This is a genomic window from Serinicoccus marinus DSM 15273 (genome assembly GCF_008386315.1).
GTDB lineage: Bacteria > Actinomycetota > Actinomycetes > Actinomycetales > Dermatophilaceae > Ornithinicoccus > Ornithinicoccus marinus.
The window spans coordinates 2,607,037-2,633,961 of the sequence record NZ_CP043808.1 but is presented as its reverse complement, the minus strand read 5'-3'; the positions used below and the strand labels follow the sequence as shown (position 1 = coordinate 2,633,961).

The window sequence follows — 26,925 nt, the reverse complement described above, 5'->3', positions numbered from 1 at the left end:
AGCCTGCTGGGCGCGAACCGCGCGGCGGCACGGCATACCGTGGGGGGCATGAAGTCAGGGATCGACCGCGACACCATGAACGCTGACGTCCGCCCGCAGGACGACCTCTTCGCGCACGTCAACGGGGGCTGGCTCGCGTCCGCGACGATCCCGGAGGACCGGTCGCGCTACGGCGCCTTCGACACGCTGCGGGAGAACGCCGAGTCCGCGGTCCGCGACCTCATCGAGCGCGCCGCCGAGCGGCAGCCCGCGCTGGACACCCCGGCCGGCAAGGTGGGCGCGCTCTACGCCAGCTTCATGGACACCGAGCAGGTGGCTCGGGTCGGCCTCGACCCCCTGGTCGAGCCGTTGCGGCAGGTCGCGCAGGTCACGGACGCGAGCGCCTTCGTCGGGCTGTCCGCCCGGCTGCAGCGCGAGGGCGTCGACGGGCTGGCGCACGTGTGGGTCACCGCGGACGCGGGGGATCCGGACAGCTACATCGCCTACCTGCACCAGGGGGGCATCGGGCTGCCGGACGAGGCCTACTACACCGCGGACGAGCACGCCGCGGTCCGCGACGCCTACCGCGCCTACCTCGCCCGCCTGCTCGACCTGGCCGCCCCGGCCCTCGCGGAGGCCGGCCTCGACGACGTGCTCGGTGACGACGCCGTGCAGCGCCTGTATGCCCTCGAGGAGCGGATCGCCGCCGCGCACTGGGACCGGGTCGCCGCGCGGGACGCGGTCAAGAGCTACACCCGGCTCACCCGCGCCGAGCTGGCCGAGCGGACGCCCGGCTGGGACTGGGACGCCTGGGCGCAGGGACTCGGCGCCCCCGACGGCGCTCTCGACGCGGTCGTCGCCCGGCAGCCCGACGTCCTCGCCGCCGTCGGTGAGGCGCTCCAGGAGGTGCCGCTGGCCGACTGGCAGGCCTGGCTCGTCGTGCGGCTCGTCGACTCGCTCGCGCCCTACCTCACCGACGACCTCGTCGAGGCGCACTTCGACTTCCACGGCCGCACCCTGTCCGGCACGCCGGCCAACAAGGAGCGGTGGAAGCGCGGCGTCGGGCTGGTCGAGGCGCTGCTCGGCGAGGCGGCGGGCGAGCTCTACGTCGAGGCCCACTTCCCGCCGGCCGCCCGCGAGCGGATGACCGAGCTGGTCGCCCATGTCACCGAGGCCTTCCGGCAGCGCATCACCGAGCTGGAGTGGATGGGGGAGCAGACCCAGGAGCGCGCCCTGGAGAAGCTCGCGGCCTTCCGGCCCAAGATCGGCCACCCGCCCGCCTTCCGCGACTACTCGGCCTACCAGCTCGACGCCGCCGACCTCGTCGGCAACGTGCGCCGCGGCGCCGCCTTCGAGACCGACCGCGAGCTCGGCAAGATCGGCGGCCCGATCGATCCGGACGAGTGGCTGATGACCCCGCAGACGGTCAACGCCTACTACCACCCGATGCTCAACGAGATCGTCTTCCCGGCGGCCATCCTGCAGCCGCCCTTCTTCGACGTCGACGCCGACGACGCCGCCAACTACGGCGGGATCGGGGCGGTCATCGCGCACGAGATCGGGCACGGCTTCGACGACCAGGGCAGCAGGTATGCCGGTGACGGATCGCTCACCGACTGGTGGACCGAGGCCGACCGGGAGGCCTTCGACGCCCGCAGCCAGCGGCTCGTCGAGCAGTTCGGCGCCTTCTCCCCGCGCGACATCCCGGGTCGGACCGCGACGGTCAACGGCGGCCTCACCGTCGGCGAGAACATCGGTGACCTGTGCGGCCTCGAGCTGGCCCACCTCGCCTACCGCATCGCCACCGACGGCCAGGCCCCGGAGGTCGACGGGTGGACCGGTGACCAGCGTTTCTTCCTCGGCTGGGGCTCGGTCTGGCGCACCGTCGCCCGGGAGGAGGAGGCCCGCCGGCTGCTGTCCGTGGACCCGCACGCCCCGGCCGACCTGCGCGCCAACACGGTGCGCAACGTCGACGCCTTCCACGAGGCCTTCGGCACCCAGGAGGGCGACGGCCTCTGGCTCGACCCGCAGGAGCGGGTCCGGATCTTCTGAGAGCGGGTATGCCGCCGGCTCAGCGGTAGAGCTGCGGCGCCACCCGCCGCAGCTCGGCGTCCAGCATCGGCGCGAGGGTGCGGACGTAGGTCGCCGTGAGGTGGCTGTGGTCGCTGTAGACGACGACGTCGCCCACGATGGGCGGGCAGGTCTCGTCGGTGCACACGCCGTCGATCAGGTCGACGAAGGAGACGTTGCCGGGCAGGTCGTCGCGACCGGTCCAGGGCGGCGCGTCGCGGTAGCCCTGCGCCCGTGGCATACCGCAGCCGTCGATGTCCTCCGGCTGCTCGGCCAGGCAGTCCGGCACCCCTTGGGGCAGGCGCGCGGTGTCGCGGAAGCCGATGACCTCGATGCCCTCCCGGTCCAGCTCGTCCCAGACGTCGACGAAGCCGCGCGAGACCTGCTCGCTGCCGGGCTGGGTGGTCGAGCCGAGGTGAGACGGCGTCCGGGTCGAGCTCGACGAAGGTCTCCAGCGCCGCGTCGTTCCACGCCACGCAGCTGTGCGTCGGGAGGGCGTCCGTCGCCGTCGGGTAGTCGCCGGTGTTGGCGCTCAGGTGGCACCCGGAGCGGCTGATGACGACGACGTCCCACCCCTGCTGCTCCGCGACCACCTGCAGGGCGGGCAGGTAGTGCACCATGTGCGAGCCGCCGGTGAGCACCAGCGTGGTGTCGGCGCCGGGGGCCGTGCCCTCGCAGACCAGCACCTCGGAGGCCGCCTCGGTGTCCGCGTGGTCCTGGATGCACCCCTGGTCGTAGACGTCGGCGTTGTCCCGGGGCGCGGCGGCCAGGTCCGGCACGGGGGTGGCGCCGGTGTTGCCGAAGCCGGGCTCGCCCAGGGCCGCGGCCCCGGGGTAGGCCGGGTCGTCCTGCGCCGCCTGCGCGAGCGCGGCCTCGCGCTGCTGGACCAGGGTGGAGCTCCAGGCGCCGAGCGCACCGGCGCCGAGCCCGACGACCAGCGCCCCGACGAGGACCACGCGCCAGGGCCGCCGCAGTGGCGGGCCGGTGAGGGGGCGCTCCACGAGGGTGTGGGTCAGGTGCGCGACGACGACCGAGGCGAGGATCACCAGGGCCCCGTCGAGCGGCCCCAGCCGGTCCCGCCCGGTGACGACGAGGGTGAAGACCACGATCGGCCAGTGCCAGAGGAAGAGCGGGTAGGCGATGTCGCCGGCCCACGCCAGCCACCGGCCGGACAGCCACCGGTCGGCGCCCCACCGGGTGCCCGTCGACCCGGCAGCCATGACCAGCGCGAAGCCGCCGACCGGCCACAGCGCGGCCGGGCCGGGGAAGAGCGCGGCGCCGTCCAGCACGAGCCCCGAGGTGGCGACCAGCGCGACGCCGGCCCAGCCGCAGACGACGCGCACGCCCCGTGGCAGCCGCCGCTCGAGGGCGAGCAGCGCCAGCACCCCGCCGAGCGCCGGCTCCCAGAGCCGCGCGCCGGTGTGCAGGTAGGCCACCTGCTGGTCGGCCAGGTGCAACCGGGCCGCCCACACCATCGAGGCCGCCGTGACCCCGGCGACAGTCACGAGCAGCACCGGCCACACCGACCGGCGCAGCGCCCGCGAGACCAGCACGCACCCGACCACCACGAGCGGCCACACCAGGTAGAACTGCCCCTGCACCGACATCGACCAGAAGTGCTGGACCGGGCTGGTCAGCGCCCCCGCCGCGCCGTAGCCGAGCTGGGAGTCGATGAGCTCCCAGTTCTCCTGGTAGGTGAGGCCGGCGAGCAGCTCCCGGCCCAGCTGCTCCCACCGCGTCTCGGGCAGGAGCAGCCGGCCCGCGACCCACGTGGCGGCCAGGACGAGCACCGCGCTCGGCAGGAGGCGGCGGACGATCCGGCCGAGGTAGCGCCCGACGTGGACCGCCCCGCCGGTGCGCACCGCCTCGCGCGCCAGCATCCCGGTGAAGAGGAAGCCGGAGATCGACAGGAAGACGTCGATGCCGCCGGAGACGCGCCCGTCCCGAAGACGTGGAAGACCACGACCAGCGCGATGGCGAGGCCGCGCAGGCCGTGCAGCTCAGGACGGTGGTGCGCCTCCAGGACCGGGTGCTCCACCTCGGACCGTGGCCCCCTGCCCGCCCCGCCGTCCCAGCCGACGGGGTCCGCGCCCGCCGCCGTCGTCGGGGCGGTCACCGTGCCGATGCCCCCGGTGTCGCCGCCGCTCACCGCGCCGGACGCACCTTCGTGACCCGGTGCAGCGAGAAGGTGCGCACGTTGTCGTTGTCGGCGTCTCCCAGGCTCGCGCGCACCCGGCCGGCCTCGACCGCGAGCGGCCGCACCAGGTGGGTGGCGACGCCGCCGACGTCGTCGGCATACCCGATCCACAGCGCCTGCCCGTCCACCGCGGCCTCGCGCAGCGTGGCGGCGACCACCACCGGGTCGGTGATCGTGCCCTCCTCGTCGTGGCTCGCCGCACGACCGGTGTCGCCGCGGCGCATGACCCCGACGACCTGGCGGGCCACCACCTCGTCGACGCCGTGGGTGCGCACCGCCGGGGTCGCGGCCGGGGCGGCCCGGTGCTGCCGGGCACCTGCCAGCTCCAGCCCGCCGTCGCCGCCGTCGGCGACCGGGCCGTACTGCTCCTCGCGCAGCAGGTCCATCACCGTGGGCGCGGGCACCGGTGAGACGAGCACCGTCGGGGCGATCCGTCGCCACTGGAGCATGCCGGGCGCGGTCCCGCTCGATCCGGTCCAGCAGCGCGGCGTCCTCGCAGCGCAGGTAGGCCGAGCAGGCCCCCACCCGGGCCACCCCGTGCCGCCGTGCCACGTCGCGGACGAGGTAGTCCAACGGCTGCGGCACCCCGGTGCGGGAGACGGCGGCCAGCTCCTCGAGCACCCGGTCGGCGGTCCACCCCAGGTCCAGCGCGCGGCGCACGCTCTCCTCGCCGAAGCGGTGCACGCTCGCGCCGCCGCGCGACTCCACGTCGCTGACGAGCCGCATGAGCGCCCGTGCCGCTCCGTCCAGCCGGCCCGGCGCGATCGCGGTGAGGTCGGCCTGCAGCAGCACGTGGTCGACGGCCGCCGGGACCAGGGGCTCCATGAGGTCGGCGGCACCGCCGGCGTCACCCGCCACGACCGCCCGGCCCGGTCCGCTCAGCGCCCCCCGACCGGTGACCCCGGCCCACTCCGCCTCGCGCAGCACGGTGACGAGGCTGGCAGCGGTGTCGGCGCTGGCGGCGTGCCGCGCCATCCGCAGCGGGTGCCGCCACCGCAGCAGCTCGCCCAGCGCGTCCTCCTGCGCCACGGCTCCGGCCGGCAGCGTGGCGAGGGCGCGCAGCGCGTCCTGGCGGCGCTGCCGCCCGAGGGGGTATGACGTCGCGGTCGACAGCGCGTTGACGCGGCCGCTGTCCGTGGTCCCGACGAGGTCCGCCGCGGCGGAGGAGGCCCACCAGGCGCTCGCGAGAGCGGCCCACCGTGCCCCGGCGGCGTTGTCCAACCAGTCGTCCGCCGCCGGGGTCGGCGCCCACTGGGCAGGCTGGTCCTGGCGGCGGCTGCCGTCGTCGACGGCCAGCAGCCCGGCGGCGTGCGCGGTCTCGAGCAGCCAGGCCGTCTCCTCCGGGGAGGTCTCGAGGTGGGCCGCGAGGCGGGAGAGGTCGCGGACGGCCACGCCGCCGGAGCGCAGCACCCGCGGTGGGCGGGTGCCCCACTCCTCGACGATCTCCGTCACGAGGACGAGGAGCTCGCCGGCCCTGCCCCCGGCGGCGGCGTCGACGACGTCGGGGTCGAGAGCGGCGTGCTCCACGGCCGGTGGGCGCGGTGCCGGGTGCTGGTGCAGCCGCCCGCCGCGCAGGGCGAGCGCGACCTCCGGGGGAGCACCACGTGGCCCTCGTCCTCACGCTCCAGCAGCCCTGCGGCGACGAGCTCGCCGGCCGCGGCCGCGACCGGCGAGGCGGTGCCGTCCGGGGCGGCGATCGCCACCGCGCCGCGGGCCGGGCCCCAGGTCAGCGCGTCGAGCAGGCTGCGCTGCCGCGGGTCCAGCTCCGCCAGCGCCGTGCTCAGCCGGTCGGGCTCGGGGACCCGCTCGCCCACCGGCCCGAGGCCCGCCGGGACGCCGACGACCTCGCCCAGGGTCCGGGCCGGCCGCAGGCCTTCCGGCGAGCGCCACGCCAGGGCCAGCTCCCGCAGGTCCGACGTCAGGCGCGCGGCGGTGTCCTCGTCGGTCGCGAGCAGGGTGGCGAGGTCGGCCGGCTCGGCCGGGTGGGCCACGAGCAGCGCCTCCAGCGCCTGCAGGTGCGCGAGGTCCAGCCCGTCCAGCGCGCGCTGCACGCTGGTGCGGGTGGTGGCGCGTCCGGCGAGCGCGGTGACGTCGGCCGGGGCGGGTCGCGCGAGGTCCGGACGGCGCTGGAGCAGGGCGGCCAGCTCGTCGTCGGTGCGGTCCCGGAGGTCGTCGGCGAGGGAGCGGGCGGGCCGGTCAGTCAAAGAGCGCCTCGTAGACGAGCTGGAAGCGGCCGAAGCGCTCGCTGTAGTAGGGCCGGCGGGCGTAGTCCGGGGCCAGGGTCTCGCCGCGCTCCGGCCGGGCCCGGCGCACGTCCGGGGCCAGGCTCTCCAGCGCGAGCAGGGCGGTGCCGTGCAGCGTCGAGCGCTTCATCTTCACCGGCGTCACCGGCGTCCGCATCGCGTCGGCCATGATCTGCATGAGCTCGGGCCGGTCCGCGGCGACGCCGCCGCCGGCGTAGAGCTTCTCCGGCTGCGGCGCGACCTCGCGCAGCTGCTTGGCGATGCGGGCGTAGGACAGCGCGATCCCCTCGACGACACCCCGGTATACCTCGGCCGGCGCCGAGGCCGCGGTGACGCCCACCATGACCGCCCGTGCCTCCGAGGCCCAGCCGGTGCTCCGCTCGCCGGTGAAGAACGGCAGCACCAGCGGCGTCGTCTCGTGCGGTTCGGCACGCAGCGCCTCGGAGAGCGCCTCCGGGCCGACGTCGTCGACAGCCAGGGTGACGTCCGCCCAGGCGAGGGCACGACCCACGTCGTTGAGCGCGCCGCCGATGAGCGAGCGGTCGTGCGACACGCGGTAGCACCACAGCCCCGGCGGGAGGGTCTCGGGCATCTCCCGCACCAGGACGCGGATCGCTCCGGAGGTGGCGCACGAGGCGCCGATCGCGGTCTCGTCGTGCGCACCGAGGCCGACGTTGGCGGCCAGGCCGTCGGTGATGGGGGCATACCACTGCGCCTGCGCCAGGGCCGGCCACTCCTGCGCGATCCGCTCGGCGTGCTCCGGCGCGACCGCCACCGGCTCGTCCAGGTGGTGGATCGGCGGGAGCTGGTCGGCGTCGATGCCGCTGATCTCGACGAGCTCGGGATACCACTGCGCCGTGTGCCGGTCGACCAGACCGGTCCAGGAGGCGGTGGAGGTGCCGGTCGCGAGGGTCCCGGTGAGGTGGAGCATGACGTAGTCGCCGAGGGACAGGACGGTGGCCGCCTGCTTCATCACCTCGGGGCGCTCGGCCTGCAGCCAGCGCAGCCGGGCCGGCCAATAGCTGGAGTGCACCCGGGTGCCGGTGCGCTGCTGCAGGTTCTCCTCCGAGAGCTCCTCGCGCAGCTCGACGACCTGCGCCGCGCACCGCCCGTCGGCATACGTGAAGCAGGGGGTCAGGGCTGCCCCATCGGCGTCCACGACGACCAGGGAGGAGGCGAAGGTGTCGAGCGCGACCCCGGCGACCTGCTCGTCCTTGAGGGCGGCCAGCAGGTCCTCGATGATCCCGCGGACCTCCTGGACGACCTGGTCGGGATCGATCTCGGAGGTGCCGTCGGCGGCCACGGTGAAGGAGTGCGCGACCTTGGCCCGTTTGCCCACCGGGCGGCCCTGCGCGTCGTAGATCATCCCCCGGCTGGCGGTGGAGCCCACGTCGACCGCGAGGACCAGGGGCAGCTCGGCGTCCTTGCGCTCGATGTCGAAGTTCGAGGCCATGAGCGCCAACTCTAGGCCGGATCGGGGCGATCCGAGGCATCGGCGAGGGCGAAGCGAGGTCCGTGGGAGCATCGGGGCGTGCACCCCTCGACCGCCCTGGCCACCGTCCTCGTCGACGAGCTGGTACGCGGCGGGGTGCGGGAGGCGGTCCTGGCGCCCGGTTCCCGGTCCGCGCCGCTGGCCTACGCGCTCGCCGAGGCCGACCGGGCCGGCCGGCTGCGGCTGCACGTGCGGGTCGACGAGCGCAGCGCCGGCTTCCTGGCGCTGGGCCTGGCCCGGGGGAGCGGGCGGCCGGTCCCGGTCGTCACGACCTCGGGGACCGCGGTCGCCAACCTCCACCCGGCCGTCCTCGAGGCGCACCACAGCGGCATACCGCTCGTCGTGCTCTCCGCCGACCGCCCCGCCGAGCTGCGCGGCACCGGCGCCAACCAGACGACCGTCCAGCCGGGGATCTTCGCGGGTGCCGTGTCGTGGGAGGCGGACCTGCCCGCACCGGAGAGCATCGCCGCGACCGCGGCGGCGCACTGGCGGACGACGGTGTGCCGCGCGCTGGCCGCCGCCCGGGGGCACGGGACCGGAGCTGAGGGCGGTGGCGCTCACGGTGGACCGGTGCACCTCGACGTGGCCTTCCGCGACCCGCTCGCCCCGGACCTCCAGAGCACGGGGGAGGCGCCGCCGGGCAGGCCGGACGGGTCGCCGTGGACCGTGGTGGCCGCACCGCCGCCGGCGGCGGCCGACCCGGTCGCGGGCACGGAGCGCACCGTGGTGCTGCTCGGCGACCTGCCCGACCCGGAGCAGACCCGGGCCGCGCTGCGCTGGGCGGCCACCGCCGGGTGGCCGGTGCTGGCCGAGCCGTTCGGGGTGCTGCCCACCGGGCCCGGTGTCGTGCCGCAAGGGGTGCTCGTGGCCGACCGGGTCGCCCGCGGCGAGCTGGCGGAGCTGCGGCCCGACCGGGTGCTCACCGTGGGGCGGCTGACGCTCTTCCGCGAGCTCGGCGCCCTCGGGCGGCTGCCGGGGGTCGAGGTGGAGCAGGTGTCGGCCCGGGCGACGTGGACCGATCCCTCGCACGTCGTGAGCCGGGTGCACGGCCCGGGCGTGCTGGCCGTGCCGCCGGAGCCCGCGCCGGGTGCTCGTGCGTGGGTGGACGCCTGGGTGGGCGCCGGGAGAGCGCTCGGGCCCTGGGTGTCCGACGCGGTGGCAGGGGGAGACCTCACCGGTCCGGGCGTCGCGGCCGCCGTCGTCGCCTCGCTCGCGGCGGGTGACCTGCTCGTGCTCGGCTCGTCCAACCCGCCACGCGACCTCGCGCTGGTGCTCGACGGCGGGCAGCCGCCGGTGCGGGTGGTCGCCAACCGCGGGCTCGCGGGGATCGACGGCACCGTGTCGACGGCCGTCGGCGCCGGGCTGGCCACCGGCGCGCGGACGACCGCGCTGCTGGGCGACCTCACCTTCCTGCACGACGCGGGCGGGCTGCTCGTCGGGCCGGGGGAGCCGCGCCCGGACCTCACCCTGGTCGTCGTCAACGACGACGGCGGCGGCATCTTCTCGACGCTGGAGTACGGCGAGCCCGGGCGCAGCGACACCCCGGAGCGGGCCGCTGTCACCGAGCGGGTCTTCGGCACCCCGCACGGCGCCGACCTGGCCGCGCTGTGCGCGGCGCACCACGTGGACCACCTCCGCGCCGACTCCCTCGACGACCTCCGGGCGGCGCTCGCGAAGCCGGCCCGGGGCATACAGGTGGTCGAGGTCCCGGTCGACCGGGCCGGCCACCGCCGGCTGCGGGACGCGCTGCGCTGACCCCGGTGCGCGCACGGTGCGTCAGGCGCTGAGCGCGCCGCCGAGCCGCTGCTGGGCGTGCCGGCCGCGGCGGCCCATCGCGACCATGCCTGCGAGGACGCCGGGATCGGACTGGACGAGGAGCGCATGGACGCCTACGCGGACGCGGTCGAGGGGGTGGTGAGGGTCGACGTCGCCTCCGTCCCCGACGAGCCGCAGGCCGCCGTCCGGCAGGTCGTCGTCGGCACGGTGCTGGTCGACGCCGTGCTCTCGGCGCTCCGGCTGCTCGCGCAGCAGCACACGGCGGTCGTCACCGACCGCTCGCGGTAGCGGGTCGGGTCAGAACCCGATCGCCGGCACCGGGTCGCGGTCGGCCCGCAGGGCGCGCGACAGCCCGCGCAGCGCGCCCGGCGTCCGCTCGGTGACCCCGAGGGTGGCCGCCTGGGAGAGCAGCGTCCGCCCGCCGAGGTATGCCGCGCCCAGCGCCGCCACCGGCGTCTCGAGGTCCGGGTCGGCGTCGCTCGCGCTCACCTCGGCCCGCCCGTCGGCCTCGATCCGCAGCCGCCACCGCCCTGCGTTCCACGGGCAGACCTCGTCGGTCACCTCGAGCACGAGGTCCAGCGGCGAGCCGTCGGCGTAGCCACGCTCGGTCAGCGCTCGGGGCAGGTCGACCAGCCGGATCCACAGCGCGTCGAAGAGCTGCACGTCGGCGCCGCGCGGCCCGCCCGTCCACCACGCGACCGGGTCGTCGGTCGGCCGGGACCAGAAGGTCGTCCTCGCCGTGAGGTCGAGGTCCACCAGGCGTCGGGCCAGCGCGAGCAGGGTGGCGTCGTCGGTGGCGCCCAGCTCGCCCACGGTGACCTCGCCCGCCGGCTTGCCGTCCTCCCACTTGCTCTCCCGGCGGAAGACGGCATACCCGCTGACCTGTCCGTCCCGCCGCGCGACGAGCAGCCGCTGGGGCTCCTTGCTGCCCCGCGCCTGCGGGTGGTCGCGGAAGGCGAACCATCGCTGCGCCAGGGCCTCGGGCCGGGTGACCGCGCCGAGCGTGACGCCGGCGCAGGCGAGGTGCGCCTCGTGCAGCACGGCGAGCGCCGCCTCGGAGTCCACGGTCACGACGTGGGTCGACACCCCGTCCGCCTCGGCCGCGAGCGGGGCCGGCGCCCTCAGCTCGGTGCCACGCCCCAGCGTCAGCTTGGCCTCGACCGAGGCGCAGCCGTAGCCGAAGCGGCCGTAGATCGCGGTCTCCGACGCGTGCAGCCCCGCGATCGCGCACTCGCCGCGCTCGTGGACGCGGTGCAGGTGGTCGGTCATCATCGCCCGCAGCACGCCGCGGCGGCGGGCGTCGGGGTGCACGCTGACGAAGGTCAGACCGTCCATCGGGACCCTGGTCAGGGCGTCGCCCGGCCCGGGGGCGGTGAGCCCCATGTCGAAGGCGCTGTAGAACGCCATGAGCGGCGCGGCCCCGCCCTCGTCGGCCTCGCCGGGCAGCGGTCCACCGGTCCGCACCACGCCGCGCGCGTGGCTGAGGTCCACCTCGTCGTCGAGGTCCTCCAGCGTCTTGCCGGGGGTGACGCTGAACCACACCGTCTCGACCAGGTCCCGCACGCGGGCCAGGTCGTCGGTGGTCAGGTCGGTGAAGGTGAAGGCGGCATCGGTCTCGGGTGGCACGGGGTCAGTCTGGACCATCTACGCTGGTCCGTCAGGGGATTTTCGTGGGACTGAGGAGGAGGACCGCGTGGAGCGGGACGTGCGCGGGTCGGTGCTCGCGGTGCTCGTGGTCTTCGCGAGCTCGGGGTATGTCATGGGCCAGGCCCTCTCCCGGGTCCCCGCCGTGCGCGACCACCTCGGTGCCGACAAGGCACAGCTGGGTCTGGTGCTCATGGGGATGGGCCTGGGCTCGTTGCTCGCGATGCCCTTCACCGGCCGGGCGGTGGACCGCTTCGGGTCCCGCCGGGTGGTGCTCGTCACCGTGCTGCTCGGGTGCCTGGGGTGGGGGCTGGTGGCGCTCGCGCCCTCGGTGCCGGTGCTGCTCGGCATCCTCGTGCTCACCGGCATGAACATCGGCGTCTGGGACGTCGCCATGAACATCCAAGGCACCCATGTCGAGCAGTCGCGCCACCGCTCGCTCATGCCCTACTTCCACGCCGCCTTTTCCGGGGGTGCGGTGCTCGGCGCCGGGTCGAGCGCGCTCGCGGCGTGGTGGGGGATCGGGCTCGGCCAGCTGCCGGTGCTCGCCGCGGTGGCGGCGGTCGCCGGGGTCTGGGGGGCGAGCCGCTTCGTGCCCGAGGCGCCGGAGGTGCTGGATCCGGAGCCGGTGCCCGACGGCGGCGCATCGTCCGGGGCTGCCCCCGAGCCAGAACGGCGCGGGCTGACCGCGACCGAGGTGCTCATCGGGCTCATCTGCCTCGCCGGTGCCCTGGCCGAGGGGTCGGCCAACGACTGGCTGGCGCTGCTGCTCGTGGACGTGCACGGGGCGCCCGCCGCCTTCGGTGCGCTGACCCTCACCGCCTTCAACCTGACGATGACGATCGGGCGGCTCGCCGGCGGCCCGGCCATCGACCGCTTCGGGCGCGCCACCGTGGTGCGCACCGGGGCGGTGCTGGCGGCCGCGGCCATCCTGCTCGTCACCCTGACCTCCTCGCTCACGCTGGCGCTGGTCGGCGGGCTGATGTGGGGGCTCGGCGTGGCCACGATCTTCCCGGCCGCGATCTCCGCCGCCGGCGAGGTGCCCGGGCGGGGCAACCGGGCCATCACCTCGGTGTCGACCATCGCCTACGGCGCCTTCCTCTTCGGCGCCCCGACGATCGGCGTGCTCGCCGAGGCCATCGGCCTGGACCGCGCGCTCTTCCTCGTCGTGGGCTTCCTCGGGCTGCTCCTCGTGCTGTCCCCGGTGATGCGGGAGAAAACGGCTGGCCGCCCCGGGCGCGCGCCCGCCACCCTGGGCTGATGCTCACCCTGCGCCCGCCTACCGCGGCCGACGAGACCGCGCTGCGCCGCATGCACGAGCAGCTCGCCGTCGAGGGCTTCGACCTGCTGCTCGCCCAGGGGAGCTGGGAGGAGATCCTGGCGCAGGTGCGGCGCGAGGCCGACGGGTCCGACCTGCCCCCGGGCCGGGTGCGCGCGGACTTCCTCGTGGCCGAGGCCGAGGGTACACCGGTGGGTCGGGTGTCGATCCGGCACGAGGTCACGCCCTTCCTGCGCGAGGTCGGCGGCCACGTGGGGTATGCCGTCGCCCCGCCCTTCCGCCGCCGCGGCCACGCCACCGAGATCCTGCGCCAGTCGGTCGAGCGGCTGCGCGGCCTCGGCGTGGGGGACGTGCTGGTGACCTGCGACGACGACAACGTCGGCTCCGCGCGAGCCATCGAGCGCTGCGGCGGGGTCCTCGCGGACCTGCGCACCCCGCCCGGCGGCGGCATGCCCAAACGCCGCTACTGGATCCCGGCCCCGGTGGTGCCGCTCAGGCGTCGGTGAGGCCCAGGGCGTGCCGCATCGCGGTGAGCTTGACCTCGGTCTCGGCCAGCTCGGCGGCCGGGTCGGAGGCCGCGACGATCCCGCCGCCGGCGAAGATGCGCATCGAGTGCCGGTCGTCGGCCAGCTCGCCGCAGCGCAGCGCGATGCCCCAGTCGCCGTCGCCGGAGCCGTCCATCCAGCCGACCGGGCCGGCATACCGGCCGCGGTCCATGCCCTCCAGCTCGCCGATCACCCGCGCCGCCGCCTCGGTGGGGGTGCCGCAGACCGCCGCCGAGGGGTGCAGCGCCGCGGCCAGCCGCAGCGAGGTGGCCTCGCTGTGCATGGTGCCGATGAGGTCGCTGGCGAGGTGGTAGACGTCCGGCAGCTCCAGCACGTAGGGCGCCTCCGGGACGACGAGGTCGCTGCAGTGGGGCGCCAGGGCCTCGGCCACCGACCGCACGGCGTAGTCGTGCTCGTCCAGGTCCTTGGTGCTGCTGACGAGCCGCAGCCGAGGGTCGACCGGGTGCGCGGGGTCGCCGGTGCCGGGCACGTCGGTGTCGGGAGCGGGGATGCCGTTCGGCCGTCGGATCGTGCCGGCCAGGACCCGCGAGCGGACCTTGCCGCCCTGCAGCCGGACCAGCATCTCCGGGGTGGCCCCCACCAGCCCCGAGACGGCGAAAGTCCAGGTGGCGGCATACCGCTTCTCCAGCCGCTCGAGCACCGGGGCGACCCGCACCACCCGACCCTCGCGGTGCCGCACCGTCACGTCCCGGGCCAGCACCACCTTGTCGACCTCACCCTGGTCGATCCGGCGCACCGCGGCCGCCACGACGCCCGGCCAGTCCTCGGCGCCCACGGAGCCGTCGGACTCGACCAGCGGGTCGGCCACCTCGATGTCCTCATTGACGCGCCCCAGCAGCTCCGCGGGGTGCTCGACCGGCCACGGTTCGTCCTCGGCGACCACCTGGGTGACCCAGGCCAGGCCGTCCCGGCGCCCGATGACGACCCGGGGGATCGTGAGGCTGCTCTCGTCCCGGGAGTCGGCGGCGAAGGTGAAGGAGCCGAAGGTCACGAGACCGGTGCCGGGCAGCCGGACCTCGTCCTCGACCACGGCCGCGGCGCGCACCTGCGTCCACCACGTCTCGGCCTCGCGGAACCGGTCCGGCCCGGTGGCGCTCACCCCGGCCACCCGGCCCCACCCGACCAGGCCGTCGCCCTCGCGCAGCCAGGCCACGACGTCGCGCGGGTCGACCTCGTCGGGCACGCGGGTCAGCAGGTCGCCCGGGGCGTCGACCGCGAGGGTGCGGGCGCGCAGGCGGGGCAGGGTGCGGGTCACAGCCACAGCCGACCACTGTAGGACGTGATGGGAGGATGGCCCGCATGAGCCCGACACGCGCCGACCTCGACAAGCAGCCGCACGAGGTGGCCCGGATGTTCGACGGCGTGGCGCGGCGCTACGACCTCACCAACACCGTGCTCAGCGGAGGCATGGACCACCTGTGGCGGCGTGCCGTGGTGCGCGCGGTCGGCGCGGCCCCGGGCGAGCGCGTGCTGGACATCGCCGCGGGCACCGGCACCTCCAGCGAGCCGTATGCCGACCGCGGTGTCCAGGTGGTCCCCGCGGACTTCTCCCTGGGCATGCTCACCGAGGGCTACCGCCGGCGGCCCGACCTGCCGTTCACCGCGGCGGACGCGATGCGGCTGCCCTTCGCCGACGACTCCTTTGACGTGGTGACGATGAGCTTCGGGCTGCGCAACGTCGCGGACGTCGACGCTGCGCTGCGCGAGTTCCGCCGCGTGGTGCGCCCCGGTGGCCGGTTGGTGGTGTGCGAGTTCAGCCGCCCGGTCCTGCCGGTCTTCGCCACGGTCTACCGCAACTACCTCATGCGGGCCCTGCCCCGCGTGGCCCGCCGCGTCAGCTCCAACCCGGAGAGCTACGTCTACCTCGCCGAGTCGATCCGCGCCTGGCCCGACCAGCGCGCGCTGGCGCAGCAGGTCCGCGCGGCCGGGTGGGAGCAGGTGCGGTGGCGCAACCTCAGCGCCGGTGTCGTCGCGCTGCACCACGCGGTCGCCCCCGTCGACTGATCGCCCATTAGCCCGCGTCGTCCTGACGTATTTGGTCTGAGGCGTCCCTGCGCCGATCCGGCGGCCGGCAGGAGCCTAGACTTCGCAGAGTTCGTGAACGTTGTCACAAGCGAGGCGCCAACAGTGAGTGAGCAGGTCGAGACAGCCGACGTCATCGTCGTCGGCGCCGGGCCGGGAGGCTCGAGCACCGCCGCCTACCTCGCGTCCCACGGCCTCGACGTTCTGCTGCTGGAGAAGTCCACCTTCCCGCGCGACAAGATCTGCGGCGACGGGCTCACCCCGCGCGCCGTCCGCGAGCTGATCCACCTCGGCGTCCCCATCGACGAGGCCGACGGCTGGCACCGCACCCGGGGTCTGCGGATCATCGGCGGCGGGATGCGCCTGGAGCTCGACTGGCCTGGCAACGCGACCTTCCCGCCCTTCGGGCTGGTGCGGACCCGGCAGGACCTGGACGAGACCCTGGCCCGCCACGCCGCGGCGCGCGGGGCGCGGCTCCTCGAGGGCATCAACGTCCAGACGCCGGTCCTCGACGGGCGCGGTCACATCTGCGGCGTGCAGGCCAAGGTCATGGGTCCGGACGGGCGGGCCACGGGGGAGCGCCGTGAGTTCCGGGCCCAGGTCGTCGTGGCCGCCGACGGCAACTCCAGCCGGCTCTCGCTCGGGATGGACCGTCCCAAGCGCGACGACCGGCCGATGGGGGTCGCGGTGCGGGCCTACTACGAGACCCCGCGGCACGACGACGCCTACCTCGAGTCCTGGCTGGAGCTGTGGACGAAGGACGCACGCGGGGAGCGGGACGAGCTCATGCCCGGCTACGGCTGGATCTTCCCGCTGGGCGACGGCACCGCCAACGTCGGCCTCGGGATCCTCGACACCTCGGAGGCCTTCGGCACCTTCGACTACCGCGACGTCATGCGGCGGTGGGTGGAGACGATGCCCGAGGGCTGGGGTTTCTCCGAGGAGACCCGCCAGGCCCCGATCCGGGGTGCCGCGCTGCCGATGTGCTTCAACCGGCAGCCGCTCTACGACCGGGGGCTGCTGCTCGTCGGTGACGCCGGCGGCATGGTCAACCCGTTCAACGGCGAGGGGATCGCCGAGGCGATGGAGGCCGGACGGCACGCCGCCGAGGTCATCAGCGCGGCGCTGGCCCGGGCCACGCCGGGGGAGCGGGAGGCCGTGCTCCACAGCTACACCGCGGCCATGAAGGACGCCCTCGGCGGCTACTACACCCTCGGCCGCGGCTTCGCCACGCTCATCGGCAAGCCCGAGATCATGCGGCTCGCGGTGAAGTACGGCCTGCCGCGCCGTTCGCTCATGCGGCTGCTGCTCAAGATCATGGCCAACCTGCCGCAGGAGCGCGGCGGCGGGCTCGACGACCGCGTCATCAACGCCCTGAGCAGGATGACTCCGGCGGCATGAGACGCTGTGTTGACCTTAGGATAAGTATGCGCGCGACCCCGGTGAGCCCAGCGCTGGGCCTGTCCCGAAAGGAGTGCTGAGGCAAGACATGGACTACCACCCCTATCTGCCCATCATCTTCTTCCTCTTCTTCGGCCTGCTCTTCGCCTTCGGGTCGGTCTTCGGCGGGGGGCTGCTGGGCCGGGTGACCTACAACCGCGCCAAGGCCGAGGCCTACGAGTGCGGGATCCAGCCCACGCCGCAGGCGCACGAGGGCGGGCGCGTGCCGGTCAAGTACTACCTCACGGCGATGCTCTTCATCGTCTTCGACGTCGAGGTGCTCTTCCTCTACCCCTTCGCCGTGGCCTTCGACCAGGTCGGGTTGTTCTCCGTGCTGGCGATGCTGCTCTTCCTCGTCGTCGTCTCGGTGCCCTTCGTCTACGAGTGGAGCAGGGGCGGGCTGGAATGGGACTGAACGTGCACAACTCTGAGAGTGTGGTGAGCTGACGATGGGTCTCGAGGACAAGATCCCCGGTGGGATCATGCTGTCGACGGTCGAAGGACTGGCCGGCCAGCTGCGGCAGTACTCCGTGTGGCCGGCCACCTTCGGGCTGGCCTGCTGCGCCATCGAGATGATGGCCGTCGGCACCCCGGACTACGACATCGCCCGGTTCGGGATGGAGCGCTTCGCGGCGACCCCGCGCCAGGCTGACCTCATGATCGTCGCCGGGCGCGTGTCGCAGAAGATGGCGCCGGTCGTGCGCCAGGTCTACGACCAGATGCCCAACCCCAAGTGGGTCATCTCGATGGGCGTCTGCGCCAGCTCGGGCGGCATGTTCAACAACTACGCGATCGTGCAGGGCGTGGACCACATCGTGCCGGTCGACGTCTACCTCCCCGGGTGTCCGCCCCGGCCCGAGATGCTGCTCAACGCCATCCTGGAGCTGCAGAAGCAGATCCGTGAGTTCAAGTTCTCCGTCAACCGCGAGGCCGCGGCCCGCGCGGCCGAGGCGGCTGCCATGAAGGCGATGCCGACCTCCGAGATGAAGGGGCTGCTCGCGTGAGCGCGGACGACACCACGCGTGACGACAGCGCCGGCGACAAGGTCGAGACCGGCCCGGAGACCCCGAACCGCGAGCCGGCGACGCAGGAGACCACCCTCGACGAGGAGCACGCCCCCTCGCGGACCGAGGGCCAGAAGGTCGACACCGGGACCGCCCAGGAGACCGCGGGCGGCTCGGTGCCGGCGGCGCAGAGCGCCGGCGAGCCGGTCACGATGGCCCGCAAGCAGGGGATGTTCGGCGGGTCCATGGGCAGCGACACCTCGGGCTACGGCGGGCTGGACGCGCCCGTGCTCTTCCCCGGCGCCGCGGAGCGGCCCTACGGCTCCTACTTCGACGAGGTCGTGGACGCCCTGCAGGCGGCCGCCCCGCAGGCTGTCGCCGCCGGGCTGGAGCGCGTGGTCGTCGACCGCGGCGAGCTGACGCTGCACGTGCACCGTGACCACCTGCAGGCGCTCGTCCGCCCGCTGCGTGACGACCCGCGGCTGCGCTTCGAGATCTGCACCGGGGTTTCCGGGGTGCACTGGCCCGAGCAGACCGGCGCGGAGCTGCACGCGGTCTACCACTTCCAGTCGATCACCCACGGTGTGCGCCGGGTGCGCATCGAGGTCACCTGCCCGGACGACGACCCGCGGATCCCGTCGATCGTGGGCATCTACCCGGCCAACGACTGGCACGAGCGCGAGACCTGGGACATGTTCGGCATCGTCTTCGAGGGGCACCCGGGGCTGACCCGCATCCTCATGCCGGACGACTGGCCCGGGCACCCGCAGCGCAAGGACTACCCGCTCGGCGGCATCCCGGTCGAGTACAAGGGGGCCACCATCCCGGCTCCCGACCAGCGGAGGAGCTACACCTGATGGCGACCACGCACGACCAGACCAAGGCAGACCAGGGCGCCGACTACCTCGGCGGCACCCCGACGGACCTGTATGCCGAGGGCGGACCGACCTCGGACTCCGTCGACGGCGGCGCGGTCTACACCGCCGGTGGCGGCGACTGGGACGACATCGCCAAGGACGTCGCGACCCTCGGCGCGGAGCGCATCGTGGTCAACATGGGGCCGCAGCACCCCTCCACGCACGGCGTGCTCCGGCTCATCCTGGAGCTCGACGGCGAGACCGTGCGGGAGGCCCGTGCGGGGATCGGCTACCTCCACACCGGCATCGAGAAGAACATGGAGTTCCGCACCTGGGTGCAGGGGACCACGTTCTGCACCCGGATGGACTACCTCACGCCGATCTTCAACGAGACCGCCTACTGCCTCTCGGTCGAGAAGCTGCTCGGCATCACCGACCAGATCCCGCAGCGCGCCAGCGACATCCGCGTCCTCATGATGGAGCTCAACCGCATCGGCTCCCACCTCATCGCGCTGGCGACCGGTGGCATGGAGCTGGGTGCCACCACGGTCATGACGACCGGGTTCCGGGAGCGGGAGCGGCTGCTGCGCTTCTTCGAGGCCGTGTCGGGGCTGCGCATGAACAACGCCTACGTCCGGCCCGGCGGCGTCGCCCAGGACGTCCTGCCCGAGCACCTGGACCAGTTCGAGGCCGAGCTGCCCGCGCTGCGGCGCGGGATCGGCGAGCTGGAGAAGCTGCTGCTGGAGAGCCCGGTCCTCAAGGGCCGCACCGTCGACGTGGGCTACCTCTCGCTGGCCAGCTGCATGGCGCTGGGCATCACCGGACCGATCCTGCGCTCGACCGGTCTGCCGCACGACCTGCGCAAGGACGAGCCCTACTGCGGCTACGAGACCTACGACTTCGATGTCATCACCCGCCGCGACATGGACGCCTACAGCCGCATCTGCATCCGGCTGGACGAGATCTGGCAGTCGCTGCGGATCGCCGAGCAGGCCATCGCCCGGCTGCGCGCGAGCCATGGCGAGCCGGTCATGGTAGCCGACAAAAAGATCGCCTGGCCGGCGCAGCTGTCGGTCGGCGCGGACGGGCAGGGCAACAGCCTGGACCACATCCGCACGATCATGGGCGAGTCCATGGAGTCGCTCATCCACCACTTCAAGCTGGTGACCGAGGGCTTCCGGGTCCCGCCCGGGCAGGCGTATACCGCGGTGGAGTCGCCCAAGGGCGAGCTGGGGGTGCACGCGGTCTCCGACGGCGGCACCCGGCCTTACCGCGTCCACTTCCGGGACCCGAGCTTCAACAACCTCCAGGCGGCCTCGGCGATGTCCGAGGGCAGCCTGGTCGCCGACGTGATCGTCGCGGTCGCCTCGATCGACCCGGTGATGGGAGGAGTGGACCGATGACGGCTCATGAGCAGGAGGACATGCGCAGCCAGCTCGAGGAGGCCTCCGAGCGGCGCGTCCACCACAGCGTCGCGGGCCACGCGGACCACGGACCGCTCCACCACCACACGCCGCTGCACGCCTCGGAGGAGGCATACCCGGAGGACGTCCGGGCCCAGCTCGTGGCGGACAGCGAGCTCATCATCGCCCGCTACCCGCAGAAGCGCTCCGCGCTGCTGCCGATGCTGCACCTGGTGCAGTCGGTGGACGGCTACGTCACCGGCCGCGGCGTCCAGCTGTGCGCCGAGCTGCTCGACCTGACGACCGCCGAGGTCAGCGGGGTCGCGACCTTCTACACGCAGTACAAGCGGCACCCCAACGGCGAGTACACCGTCGGCGTCTGCACCAACACCCTGTGCGCCATCATGGGCGGCGACCAGATCTTCGACGAGGTGAGCGAGCACCTCGGGGTCGGGCACGACGAGACCACCGAGGACGGCACGATCACCCTCGAGCGGGTGGAGTGCAACGCGGCCTGCGACTACGCGCCGGTGGTCATGGTCAACTGGGAGTTCTTCGACGACCAGACCCCCGAGAGCACCAAGGCGCTGACCGACCGGCTGCGCGCCGGAGAGCCGGTCACCCCGACCCGCGGTCCGTCCCGGGTCTGCACCTTCAAGCAGGTGTCCCGCGTGCTCGCCGGCTTCCCGGACGGCCTGGCCGACGAGGGGCCGGGGGCGGGGGAGCCCTCGCTGCGCGGCACCCTGCTCGCCAAGGAGAAGGGGTGGACCGCACCCCGCCCCGAGCCGGAGACCGACACCGAGCCCACCGCCGAGGGGCAGGCGGGCGGCGGCCTCGCGGCCGGCCAGCACGACTCGGTGAACACGGACGCCAACGAGCCCGACGAGGTCCCGACCTCCGAGGGCGTCAAGGACGTCGACGAGACGCACGAGGGAGACGACGCGTGAGCACGCAGCTGACCCCCATCCTCTCCGCCTTCTGGGACGCCGAGCGGTCCTGGACGCTGGAGACCTACGAGCAGCACGAGGGCTATCAGGCTCTCCGGGCCGCGCTGACGACGGACCCGGCGGACCTGGTCGCGGCGGCCAAGGAGTCCGGCCTGCGCGGACGCGGCGGCGCCGGCTTCCCGACCGGCATGAAGTGGGGCTTCCTGCCCCCGCCGGACGGCGGCCCCCGCTACCTCGTCGTCAACGCCGACGAGTCCGAGCCGGGCACCTGCAAGGACACCCCGCTGCTCATGGCCGCCCCGCACTTCCTCATCGAGGGCATGGTCATCACCTCGTTCGCGATCGGGTGCAACCACGCGTTCATCTACCTCCGGGGCGAGATCGTGCACGTCTACCGCCGGCTCATGCGGGCCGTCGAGGAGGCGTATGCCGCGGGCTACCTCGGCAAAAACATCCTCGGGACCGGCTTCGACCTGGACATCACCGTGCACGCGGGCGCCGGGGCATACATCTGCGGCGAGGAGACCGCACTGCTGGACTCCCTCGAGGGCCGACGTGGGCAGCCGCGCCTCAAGCCGCCGTTCCCCGCCGTCGCGGGCCTCTACGCCCGGCCCACCGTCGTCAACAACGTCGAGTCCATCGCCTCGGTGCCGCCGATCGTGCTGCACGGGGCGGACTGGTTCGCCGGCATGGGCACCGAGAAGTCCCAGGGCTTCGGGCTCTTCAGCCTCTCCGGGCACGTCGAGCGTCCCGGGCAGTACGAGGCGCCGCTCGGCATCACGCTGCGCGAGCTCATCGACATGGCCGGCGGGATGCGTGGCGGCAAGAAGCTGAAGTTCTGGACCCCTGGCGGGTCCTCGACGCCGATCTTCACCGACGAGCACCTCGACGTGCCGCTCGACTTCGAGTCGGTGGCGGCGGAGGGGTCCATGCTGGGCACCCGCGCGCTGCAGATCTTCGACGAGTCCGTCTCGGTCGTCCGTGCGGTCTCGCGGTGGATCGACTTCTACGCCCACGAGTCGTGCGGCAAGTGCACCCCGTGCCGCGAGGGCACCTTCTGGCTCAAGCAGATCCTGGCCCGGCTGGAGGCCGGCCAGGGTCGCGAGGGCGACATCGAGAAGCTCGACGACATCTGCGACAACATCCTCGGCCGCAGCTTCTGCGCGCTGGGCGACGGTGCCACCAGCCCCGTCACGTCCGGCATCAAGTACTTCCGCGAGGAGTTCGAGCAGGGGATGCACACCCCGTGGCACGAGCTCTTCCCGGCCGAGCGCAACACCCTCTTCGCGAAGGAGAGCCAGCCCGCATGAGTATCGACACCGACGCCCGCGCCGAGCAGGACGCCGAGGTGAAGATGGTCGACGTCACGATCGACGACGTGCCCGTCTCGGTCCCCGAGGGCACCCTGGTCATCCGGGCCGCGGAGCAGGTCGGCATCCACGTCCCGCGCTTCTGCGACCACCCGCTGCTGGAGCCGGTGGGCGCCTGCCGGCAGTGCCTCGTGGACGTGTCGACCCCGGACCGCGAGGGCAACCTCAAGCCCATGCCCAAGCCGCAGGCCTCCTGCACCATCGCCGTCTCCCCAGGGATGGTCGTCAACACCCAGCACACCTCCGAGGTCGCCGACAAGGCGCAGAGCGGTGTGATGGAGTTGCTGCTGATCAACCACCCGCTGGACTGCCCGGTCTGCGACAAGGGCGGCGAGTGCCCGCTGCAGAACCAGGCGATGTCCGATGGCCGCCCGACGTCCCGCTTCGAGGACGTCAAGCGCACCTTCCCCAAGCCGGTCAACATCTCCAGCCAGGTGCTGCTCGACCGCGAGCGCTGCGTGCTGTGCGCCCGGTGCACCCGCTTCTCGGACCAGATCGCCGGCGACCCGTTCATCGCGCTCATCGAGCGCGGCGCGCTGCAGCAGGTCGGGATCTACGAGGAGAAGCCGTTCGAGAGCTACTTCTCCGGCAACACCGTCCAGATCTGCCCGGTCGGCGCGCTGACCGGCGCCGCCTACCGCTTCCGCTCGCGCCCCTTCGACCTCGTCTCCACCGAGAGCGTCTGCGAGCACTGCGCCGGTGGCTGCGCCATCCGCACCGACCACCGGCGCGGCACCGTCCTGCGCCGGATGGCGCTGAACGACCCCGAGGTCAACGAGGAGTGGAACTGCGACAAGGGGCGCTGGGCGTTCGCCTACCCCACGCTCCCGGACCGGCTGCACGACCCGGTCGTCCGCGGTGCCGACGGCGACTACGCCGTCAGCTCCTGGCGTGATGCCTATGCCGCGGCGGCCGCGGGCCTCACCACGGCTCGCGACGCGGGGGGTGTCGGGGTCCTGCCCGGTGGCCGGGGCAGCGTCGAGGACCTGTATGCCTACGCCAAGCTGGCTCGGGTCGCGCTCGGCACCCACGACGTCGATCACCGCGCCCGCCCGCACAGCGCCGAGGAGGAGGACTTCCTCGCCTCGACCGTGGTCGGGACCCGCGACGTGAGCTACACCGACCTCGAGCACGCGACCTCGGTGCTGCTCGTGGGCCTGGAGGCCGAGGAGGAGGCCGCGATGGTCTTCCTGCGGCTCCGCAAGGCGATGCGCAAGAACGCCACCCAGGTCTACGCCGTGGCGCCCTGGGCCACCCGCGGCCTGGAGAAGATGGCCGGCACGCTGCTGCCCGCCGCACCGGGCACCGAGGCAGAGGTGCTGCAGGCCCTGACCACGCGTCGGGAGCAGGGCGGCCAGAAGCAGGTGGACGGCGCGACGAGCCCGCTCGAGCAGGACAGCTTCGACGCCGCCTCCGACGCGCTCGGCGAGCGCGCGGTCATCCTCGTCGGCGAGCGCCTCGGCATGGTGCCGGGCGCGTTGTCCGCCGCCGTCCGGCTGGCGCGGGCCACCGGTGCCCGCCTGGCCTGGGTGCCGCGCCGCGCCGGCGAGCGGGGCGGTGTGGAGATGGGAACGCTGCCGGGCCTGCTGCCCGGTGGCCGACCGGTCTCCGACGGCACCGCCCGCCACGAGGTCGCCACGCGCTGGGGCCTGGACGGTGCCGCGCTGCCGGCCGGTCCCGGCCGGGACGCCACCGCGATCCTCGAGGCCGCCGCGTCCGGCGAGCTGGGCGCGCTCGTCGTCGGGGGCGTCGAGATCGACGACCTGCCCGACCCCGAGCTCGCCCGACGCGCGCTGGCGCGTGCCTTCGTCGTGTCGCTGGAGGTCCGCGAGAGCGCGGTCCACGAGTTCGCCGACGTCATCCTCCCCGTCGCGCCGCACCAGGAGAAGTCCGGGTCGTTCCTCAACTGGGAGGGCCGCCCGCGGCCCTTCGACCGGGCGATCGAGTCCGGCGCGAGCTCGGACCACGTCATCCTGGACCGCCTGGCCGGCGCGATGGGCGTCACCCTGGGCACCGGCACCGTGCCCGCGGTCCGGCAGGAGATCCAGGCGCTGGGCGACTGGTCCGGCGACCGGACCGGCCTGCCGGACGTGCCCGCCACCGGGCCGGCGGCCGTCGGCCCGGGCGAGGCGGTGCTGGCGACCTGGCACCAGGTGCTCGACGCGGGCCGGCTGCAGGACGGCGAGCCCTTCCTCGCCGGCACCCGGCACACCCCGGTGGCCCGCATCTCGGCGGACACCGCGGCCTCGCTCGGCGTCGTCGACGGCGATCCGGTCGAGGTGTCCACCGACCGGGGCGGCATCGCGCTGCCCGCCGCGATCACCCCGATGCCCGACGGTGTGGTGTGGGTGCCGGCCAACCAGGTGGGCTCGACGGTGCGGCCGACGCTGGGCGTCGGCGCCGGTGACGTCGTGCGCCTGGCCGGCGCCGCTGCCCCCGCCGCCGCCACGACCACGCGAGGTGAGGCATGAACCTGCTGACGGCATACCCCGAGCTCGCGGCGAGCGTGCCGCTGCTCACCGAGGACCTCCCGGCCGCCGACTTCAGCGACACCCCCTGGTGGCTGTCGCTGATGAAGGCCTCGCTGCTCTTCGTCTACGTGATGCTCTCGGTCGTCATCGTCATCTGGTTCGAGCGGCGCGTCATCGGCCAGATGCAGCAGCGCCCCGGCCCGAACCGCCTCGGCCCGCTCGGGCTGCTGCAGACCGTGGCCGACGGCATCAAGCTGTTCCTCAAGGAGGACGTCACGCCCAAGGGCGCGGACAAGCTGATGTTCTACGCGGCGCCGCTGATCGTGGCCTCGCTCGCCTTCGTCTCCTTCGCCATCATCCCCATGGGCGGCGACGTCGAGATGTTCGGCCACACCACGCCGCTGCAGCTCACCGACACCCCGGTCGCGGTGCTCCTCGTGCTCGCCGTCGCCGGTGTCTCCGCCTACGGCTTCGTCCTCGCCGGCTGGTCCTCGGGCTCGACCTACCCGCTGCTCGGCGGGCTGCGCTCGACGGCGCAGGTCATCTCCTACGAGATCGCGATGGGACTGTCCCTCGTCGCTGTCTTCCTCTACGCCGGGTCGATGTCGACCAGCCAGATCGTCGAGGCCCAGCAGCAGACCACTGTGCTGGGCATCCCGCTGTGGTACGTCGTGCCGCTCTTCTTCAGCTTCGTCGTCTACGTCATCACGATGATCGGCGAGACCAACCGGCTGCCCTTCGACCTCGCCGAGGGCGAGGGCGAGCTCGGCGGTGGCTTCCACACCGAGTACCCTCGATGAAGTTCGGCATGTTCTTCCTCGGCGAGTACATCAACATGTTCACCGTCTCGGCGCTGGCGACCACGCTCTTCATGGGCGGCTGGCACGCGCCGTGGCCGCTCAACCTCGTCGGCGACGGCATGCTCGACCAGGGCTGGTGGGGCCTGCTGTGGTTCACCCTCAAGATGTGGGCCTTCATCTTCTTCTACGTCTGGGTCCGCGGGTCGCTGCCGCGCGTCCGCTACGACCAGTTCATGGCGCTGGGGTGGAAGATCCTCATCCCGCTGTCCCTCGTGTGGGTCGTCGCGGTCATGCTCATCCGGTCGGCCCAGGAGGGCTACTTCGGCGAGGGCCGCTGGGTGACCGTGCTCACCCTCGGCGGCATCGGCGTCTTCGTCCTCATCGGGATCCTCGTCTGGGACCGGTATGCCCAGCGCCGCGCCGCGGCGAAGGAGGAGGCGCGCGAGGTCCCCGAGGAGATCGACCCGTTCGCGGACGGCTACCCTGTCCCGCCGATGCCCGGTCAGCGGCTCGTCGAGCCGCGGCCCGCGGTCGAGCAGGCCGCCCCGGTGACCGTCCCCGCGGGGGCGCCCCCGACCGACACCGACGACGCACGCACGAGCCCGACCGATGAGAAGGAGAGCCGTGGCTGACCCGACCGAGCCTCAGCACGCCCCCGAGCCCGCCCGCCGGGAGGACGCCGCGACCCCGGCCCGCCCCGGGCGCGACGTCGATCCCGCGGGCGGCAAGAAGGAGCCCGGCGTCCTGGGTCAGCTCTTCGCACCCGTCGCCGGCTTCGGGGTGACCTTCGCCACGATGTTCCGCAAGGTCCCGACGCAGGAGTACCCCGAGGAGAAGCGCCCGACCGCCACCCGCTACCACGGGCGGCACCAGCTCAACCGGCACCCGGACGGGCTGGAGAAGTGCGTCGGCTGCGAGCTATGCGCCTGGGCGTGCCCGGCGGACGCGATCTACGTCGAGGGAGCGGACAACACCGACGAGGCCCGCTTCAGCCCCGGCGAGCGCTACGGCCGCGTCTACCAGATCAACTACCTGCGGTGCATCTTCTGCGGACTGTGCATCGAGGCCTGCCCGACGCGCGCCCTGACGATGACCAACGAGTACGAGCTGGCCGACTCCGAGCGGGCGCCGCTCATCTACGAGAAGCACCAGCTGCTCGCGCCGCTGCGCCCGGACATGCTCGCGCCGCCGTTCCCATGGTCGAGGGCATGGAGGAGCGCGACTACTACCAGGGCAAGGTCACCGGCCCCACGCAGGCGCAGCGGGACTACGTGCAGTCACGTGAGGACAGCGGGCGCGACGTCGAGGTCGGGTCGTGACCCCCGACCGGATCGACGGCATGGAGGTCGGACTGTTCTGGTGCTC

At 73.7% G+C, this 26,925-nt stretch carries 19 protein-coding genes and 4 pseudogenes; 16 read left to right on the top strand and 7 right to left on the bottom strand.

All coding sequences use genetic code 11. The annotated features are described in order from the left end of the window. The first annotated feature begins 48 nt into the window (after positions 1–48). Positions 49–2,031 carry a M13 family metallopeptidase gene (locus FU792_RS12580; protein WP_022925182.1) on the top strand — a complete coding sequence of 661 codons (1,983 nt, stop codon included), beginning with the start codon at positions 49–51 and terminating at the stop codon, positions 2,029–2,031. Between the two features lie 19 nt (positions 2,032–2,050). Here FU792_RS12580 and FU792_RS19300 read toward each other — a convergent pair. From FU792_RS19300 to FU792_RS12560, 5 genes and pseudogenes are all read right to left on the bottom strand, one after another. Beyond that, a pseudogene (locus FU792_RS19300) lies at positions 2,051–3,971 on the bottom strand (acyltransferase family protein). 223 nt (positions 3,972–4,194) lie between these two features. Continuing rightward, the gene (locus FU792_RS17070) at positions 4,195–4,695 is read right to left on the bottom strand and encodes a hypothetical protein (RefSeq protein WP_168714882.1); all 501 of its coding nucleotides are present in this window, start codon (positions 4,693–4,695) and stop codon (positions 4,195–4,197) included. A gap of 64 nt (positions 4,696–4,759) precedes the next feature. Further along, a pseudogene (locus tag FU792_RS19295) lies at positions 4,760–5,071 on the bottom strand (helicase-associated domain-containing protein); the annotation flags it as partial. Positions 5,072–5,694: 623 nt separating this feature from the next. After that, entirely contained in the window at positions 5,695–6,450 is a 756-nt protein-coding gene (locus FU792_RS12565; RefSeq protein WP_149814804.1) for a hypothetical protein, read from the bottom strand. Further along, positions 6,443–7,942: a gluconokinase gene (locus FU792_RS12560; protein WP_022925185.1), complete on the bottom strand. Its 1,500-nt coding sequence runs from the start codon at positions 7,940–7,942 to the stop codon at positions 6,443–6,445. The genes FU792_RS12565 and FU792_RS12560 overlap by 8 nt, the downstream gene beginning before the upstream one ends. Positions 7,943–8,020: 78 nt before the next feature. On the opposite strand from FU792_RS12560, the gene menD reads away from it, so the two are divergent. Continuing rightward, positions 8,021–9,736, top strand: coding sequence for a 2-succinyl-5-enolpyruvyl-6-hydroxy-3-cyclohexene-1-carboxylic-acid synthase (menD, locus tag FU792_RS12555; protein WP_022925186.1), 1,716 nt, complete (start codon positions 8,021–8,023; stop codon positions 9,734–9,736). Positions 9,737–9,862: 126 nt separating this feature from the next. After that, on the top strand, positions 9,863–10,045 hold the full coding sequence (locus FU792_RS12550; protein WP_202804744.1) for a hypothetical protein: 183 nt from the start codon (positions 9,863–9,865) through the stop codon (positions 10,043–10,045). 9 nt (positions 10,046–10,054) lie between these two features. On the opposite strand, the gene FU792_RS12545 is transcribed toward FU792_RS12550, so the two are convergent. Beyond that, positions 10,055–11,383 carry a GNAT family N-acetyltransferase gene (locus FU792_RS12545; protein ID WP_161600254.1) on the bottom strand — a complete coding sequence of 443 codons (1,329 nt, stop codon included), beginning with the start codon at positions 11,381–11,383 and terminating at the stop codon, positions 10,055–10,057. A 67-nt stretch (positions 11,384–11,450) separates the two neighbouring features. On the opposite strand from FU792_RS12545, the gene FU792_RS12540 reads away from it, so the two are divergent. Beyond that, a complete protein-coding gene (locus tag FU792_RS12540) occupies positions 11,451–12,662 on the top strand; it encodes an MFS transporter (RefSeq protein WP_022925189.1) in 1,212 nt (403 codons plus the stop codon). Then, positions 12,662–13,186, top strand: a complete 525-nt coding sequence (locus FU792_RS12535; RefSeq protein WP_022925190.1) for a GNAT family N-acetyltransferase — start codon at positions 12,662–12,664, stop codon at positions 13,184–13,186. Before FU792_RS12540 ends, FU792_RS12535 begins: the two co-directional genes overlap by 1 nt. Here the strand turns inward: FU792_RS12535 and FU792_RS12530 are convergent. Then, positions 13,173–14,507, bottom strand: coding sequence for an isochorismate synthase (locus FU792_RS12530; RefSeq protein WP_033418899.1), 1,335 nt, complete (start codon positions 14,505–14,507; stop codon positions 13,173–13,175). The two genes, FU792_RS12535 and FU792_RS12530, sit on opposite strands and share 14 nt — an antisense overlap. 38 nt (positions 14,508–14,545) lie before the next feature. Here FU792_RS12530 and FU792_RS12525 point away from each other — a divergent pair, with 38 nt between their 5' ends. The 11 genes and pseudogenes from FU792_RS12525 (at position 14,546) to nuoI (ending at position 26,879) form a co-directional block, all read left to right on the top strand. Next, on the top strand, positions 14,546–15,250 hold the full coding sequence (locus FU792_RS12525; protein ID WP_022925192.1) for a demethylmenaquinone methyltransferase: 705 nt from the start codon (positions 14,546–14,548) through the stop codon (positions 15,248–15,250). A gap of 123 nt (positions 15,251–15,373) precedes the next feature. Then, positions 15,374–16,669, top strand: a complete 1,296-nt coding sequence (locus FU792_RS12520; protein WP_022925193.1) for a geranylgeranyl reductase family protein — start codon at positions 15,374–15,376, stop codon at positions 16,667–16,669. An 88-nt stretch (positions 16,670–16,757) separates the two neighbouring features. Continuing rightward, positions 16,758–17,123: an NADH-quinone oxidoreductase subunit A gene (locus tag FU792_RS12515; RefSeq protein ID WP_022925194.1), complete on the top strand. Its 366-nt coding sequence runs from the start codon at positions 16,758–16,760 to the stop codon at positions 17,121–17,123. Between the two features lie 34 nt (positions 17,124–17,157). Then, positions 17,158–17,712, top strand: a complete 555-nt coding sequence (locus FU792_RS12510) for an NADH-quinone oxidoreductase subunit B (RefSeq protein ID WP_022925195.1) — start codon at positions 17,158–17,160, stop codon at positions 17,710–17,712. Next, positions 17,709–18,569, top strand: a complete 861-nt coding sequence (locus FU792_RS12505) for an NADH-quinone oxidoreductase subunit C (RefSeq protein WP_022925196.1) — start codon at positions 17,709–17,711, stop codon at positions 18,567–18,569. The genes FU792_RS12510 and FU792_RS12505 overlap by 4 nt, the downstream gene beginning before the upstream one ends. Further along, positions 18,569–19,972 carry an NADH-quinone oxidoreductase subunit D gene (locus FU792_RS12500; RefSeq protein ID WP_022925197.1) on the top strand — a complete coding sequence of 468 codons (1,404 nt, stop codon included), beginning with the start codon at positions 18,569–18,571 and terminating at the stop codon, positions 19,970–19,972. Before FU792_RS12505 ends, FU792_RS12500 begins: the two co-directional genes overlap by 1 nt. Continuing rightward, entirely contained in the window at positions 19,969–20,919 is a 951-nt protein-coding gene (gene nuoE / locus FU792_RS12495; protein WP_022925198.1) for an NADH-quinone oxidoreductase subunit NuoE, read from the top strand. The genes FU792_RS12500 and nuoE overlap by 4 nt, the downstream gene beginning before the upstream one ends. Further along, complete coding sequence (nuoF, locus tag FU792_RS12490) at positions 20,916–22,229, top strand: NADH-quinone oxidoreductase subunit NuoF (protein WP_022925199.1); 1,314 nt, start codon at positions 20,916–20,918, stop codon at positions 22,227–22,229. Before nuoE ends, nuoF begins: the two co-directional genes overlap by 4 nt. Next, the gene (locus FU792_RS12485) at positions 22,226–24,760 is read left to right on the top strand and encodes an NADH-quinone oxidoreductase subunit G (RefSeq protein WP_022925200.1); all 2,535 of its coding nucleotides are present in this window, start codon (positions 22,226–22,228) and stop codon (positions 24,758–24,760) included. Before nuoF ends, FU792_RS12485 begins: the two co-directional genes overlap by 4 nt. After that, positions 24,757–26,192: pseudogene (gene nuoH / locus FU792_RS12480) on the top strand (NADH-quinone oxidoreductase subunit NuoH). Before FU792_RS12485 ends, nuoH begins: the two are co-directional and overlap by 4 nt. Then, positions 26,170–26,879, top strand: a pseudogene (gene nuoI / locus FU792_RS12475) (NADH-quinone oxidoreductase subunit NuoI). Before nuoH ends, nuoI begins: the two co-directional pseudogenes overlap by 23 nt. Positions 26,880–26,925 lie beyond the last annotated feature (46 nt).

Coding starts and splice junctions, on each gene's coding strand:
- nuoE (WP_022925198.1), top strand. CDS start 19,969: ATGACGGCTCATGAGCAGGAGGACATGCGCAGCCAGCTCGAGGAGGCC.
- FU792_RS12485 (WP_022925200.1), top strand. CDS start 22,226: ATGAGTATCGACACCGACGCCCGCGCCGAGCAGGACGCCGAGGTGAAG.
- FU792_RS12510 (WP_022925195.1), top strand. CDS start 17,158: ATGGGTCTCGAGGACAAGATCCCCGGTGGGATCATGCTGTCGACGGTC.
- FU792_RS12500 (WP_022925197.1), top strand. CDS start 18,569: ATGGCGACCACGCACGACCAGACCAAGGCAGACCAGGGCGCCGACTAC.
- FU792_RS12550 (WP_202804744.1), top strand. CDS start 9,863: ATGGACGCCTACGCGGACGCGGTCGAGGGGGTGGTGAGGGTCGACGTC.
- FU792_RS12515 (WP_022925194.1), top strand. CDS start 16,758: ATGGACTACCACCCCTATCTGCCCATCATCTTCTTCCTCTTCTTCGGC.
- FU792_RS17070 (WP_168714882.1), bottom strand. CDS start 4,695: ATGCTCCAGTGGCGACGGATCGCCCCGACGGTGCTCGTCTCACCGGTG.
- FU792_RS12560 (WP_022925185.1), bottom strand. CDS start 7,942: ATGGCCTCGAACTTCGACATCGAGCGCAAGGACGCCGAGCTGCCCCTG.
- FU792_RS12580 (WP_022925182.1), top strand. CDS start 49: ATGAAGTCAGGGATCGACCGCGACACCATGAACGCTGACGTCCGCCCG.
- FU792_RS12535 (WP_022925190.1), top strand. CDS start 12,662: ATGCTCACCCTGCGCCCGCCTACCGCGGCCGACGAGACCGCGCTGCGC.
- FU792_RS12525 (WP_022925192.1), top strand. CDS start 14,546: ATGAGCCCGACACGCGCCGACCTCGACAAGCAGCCGCACGAGGTGGCC.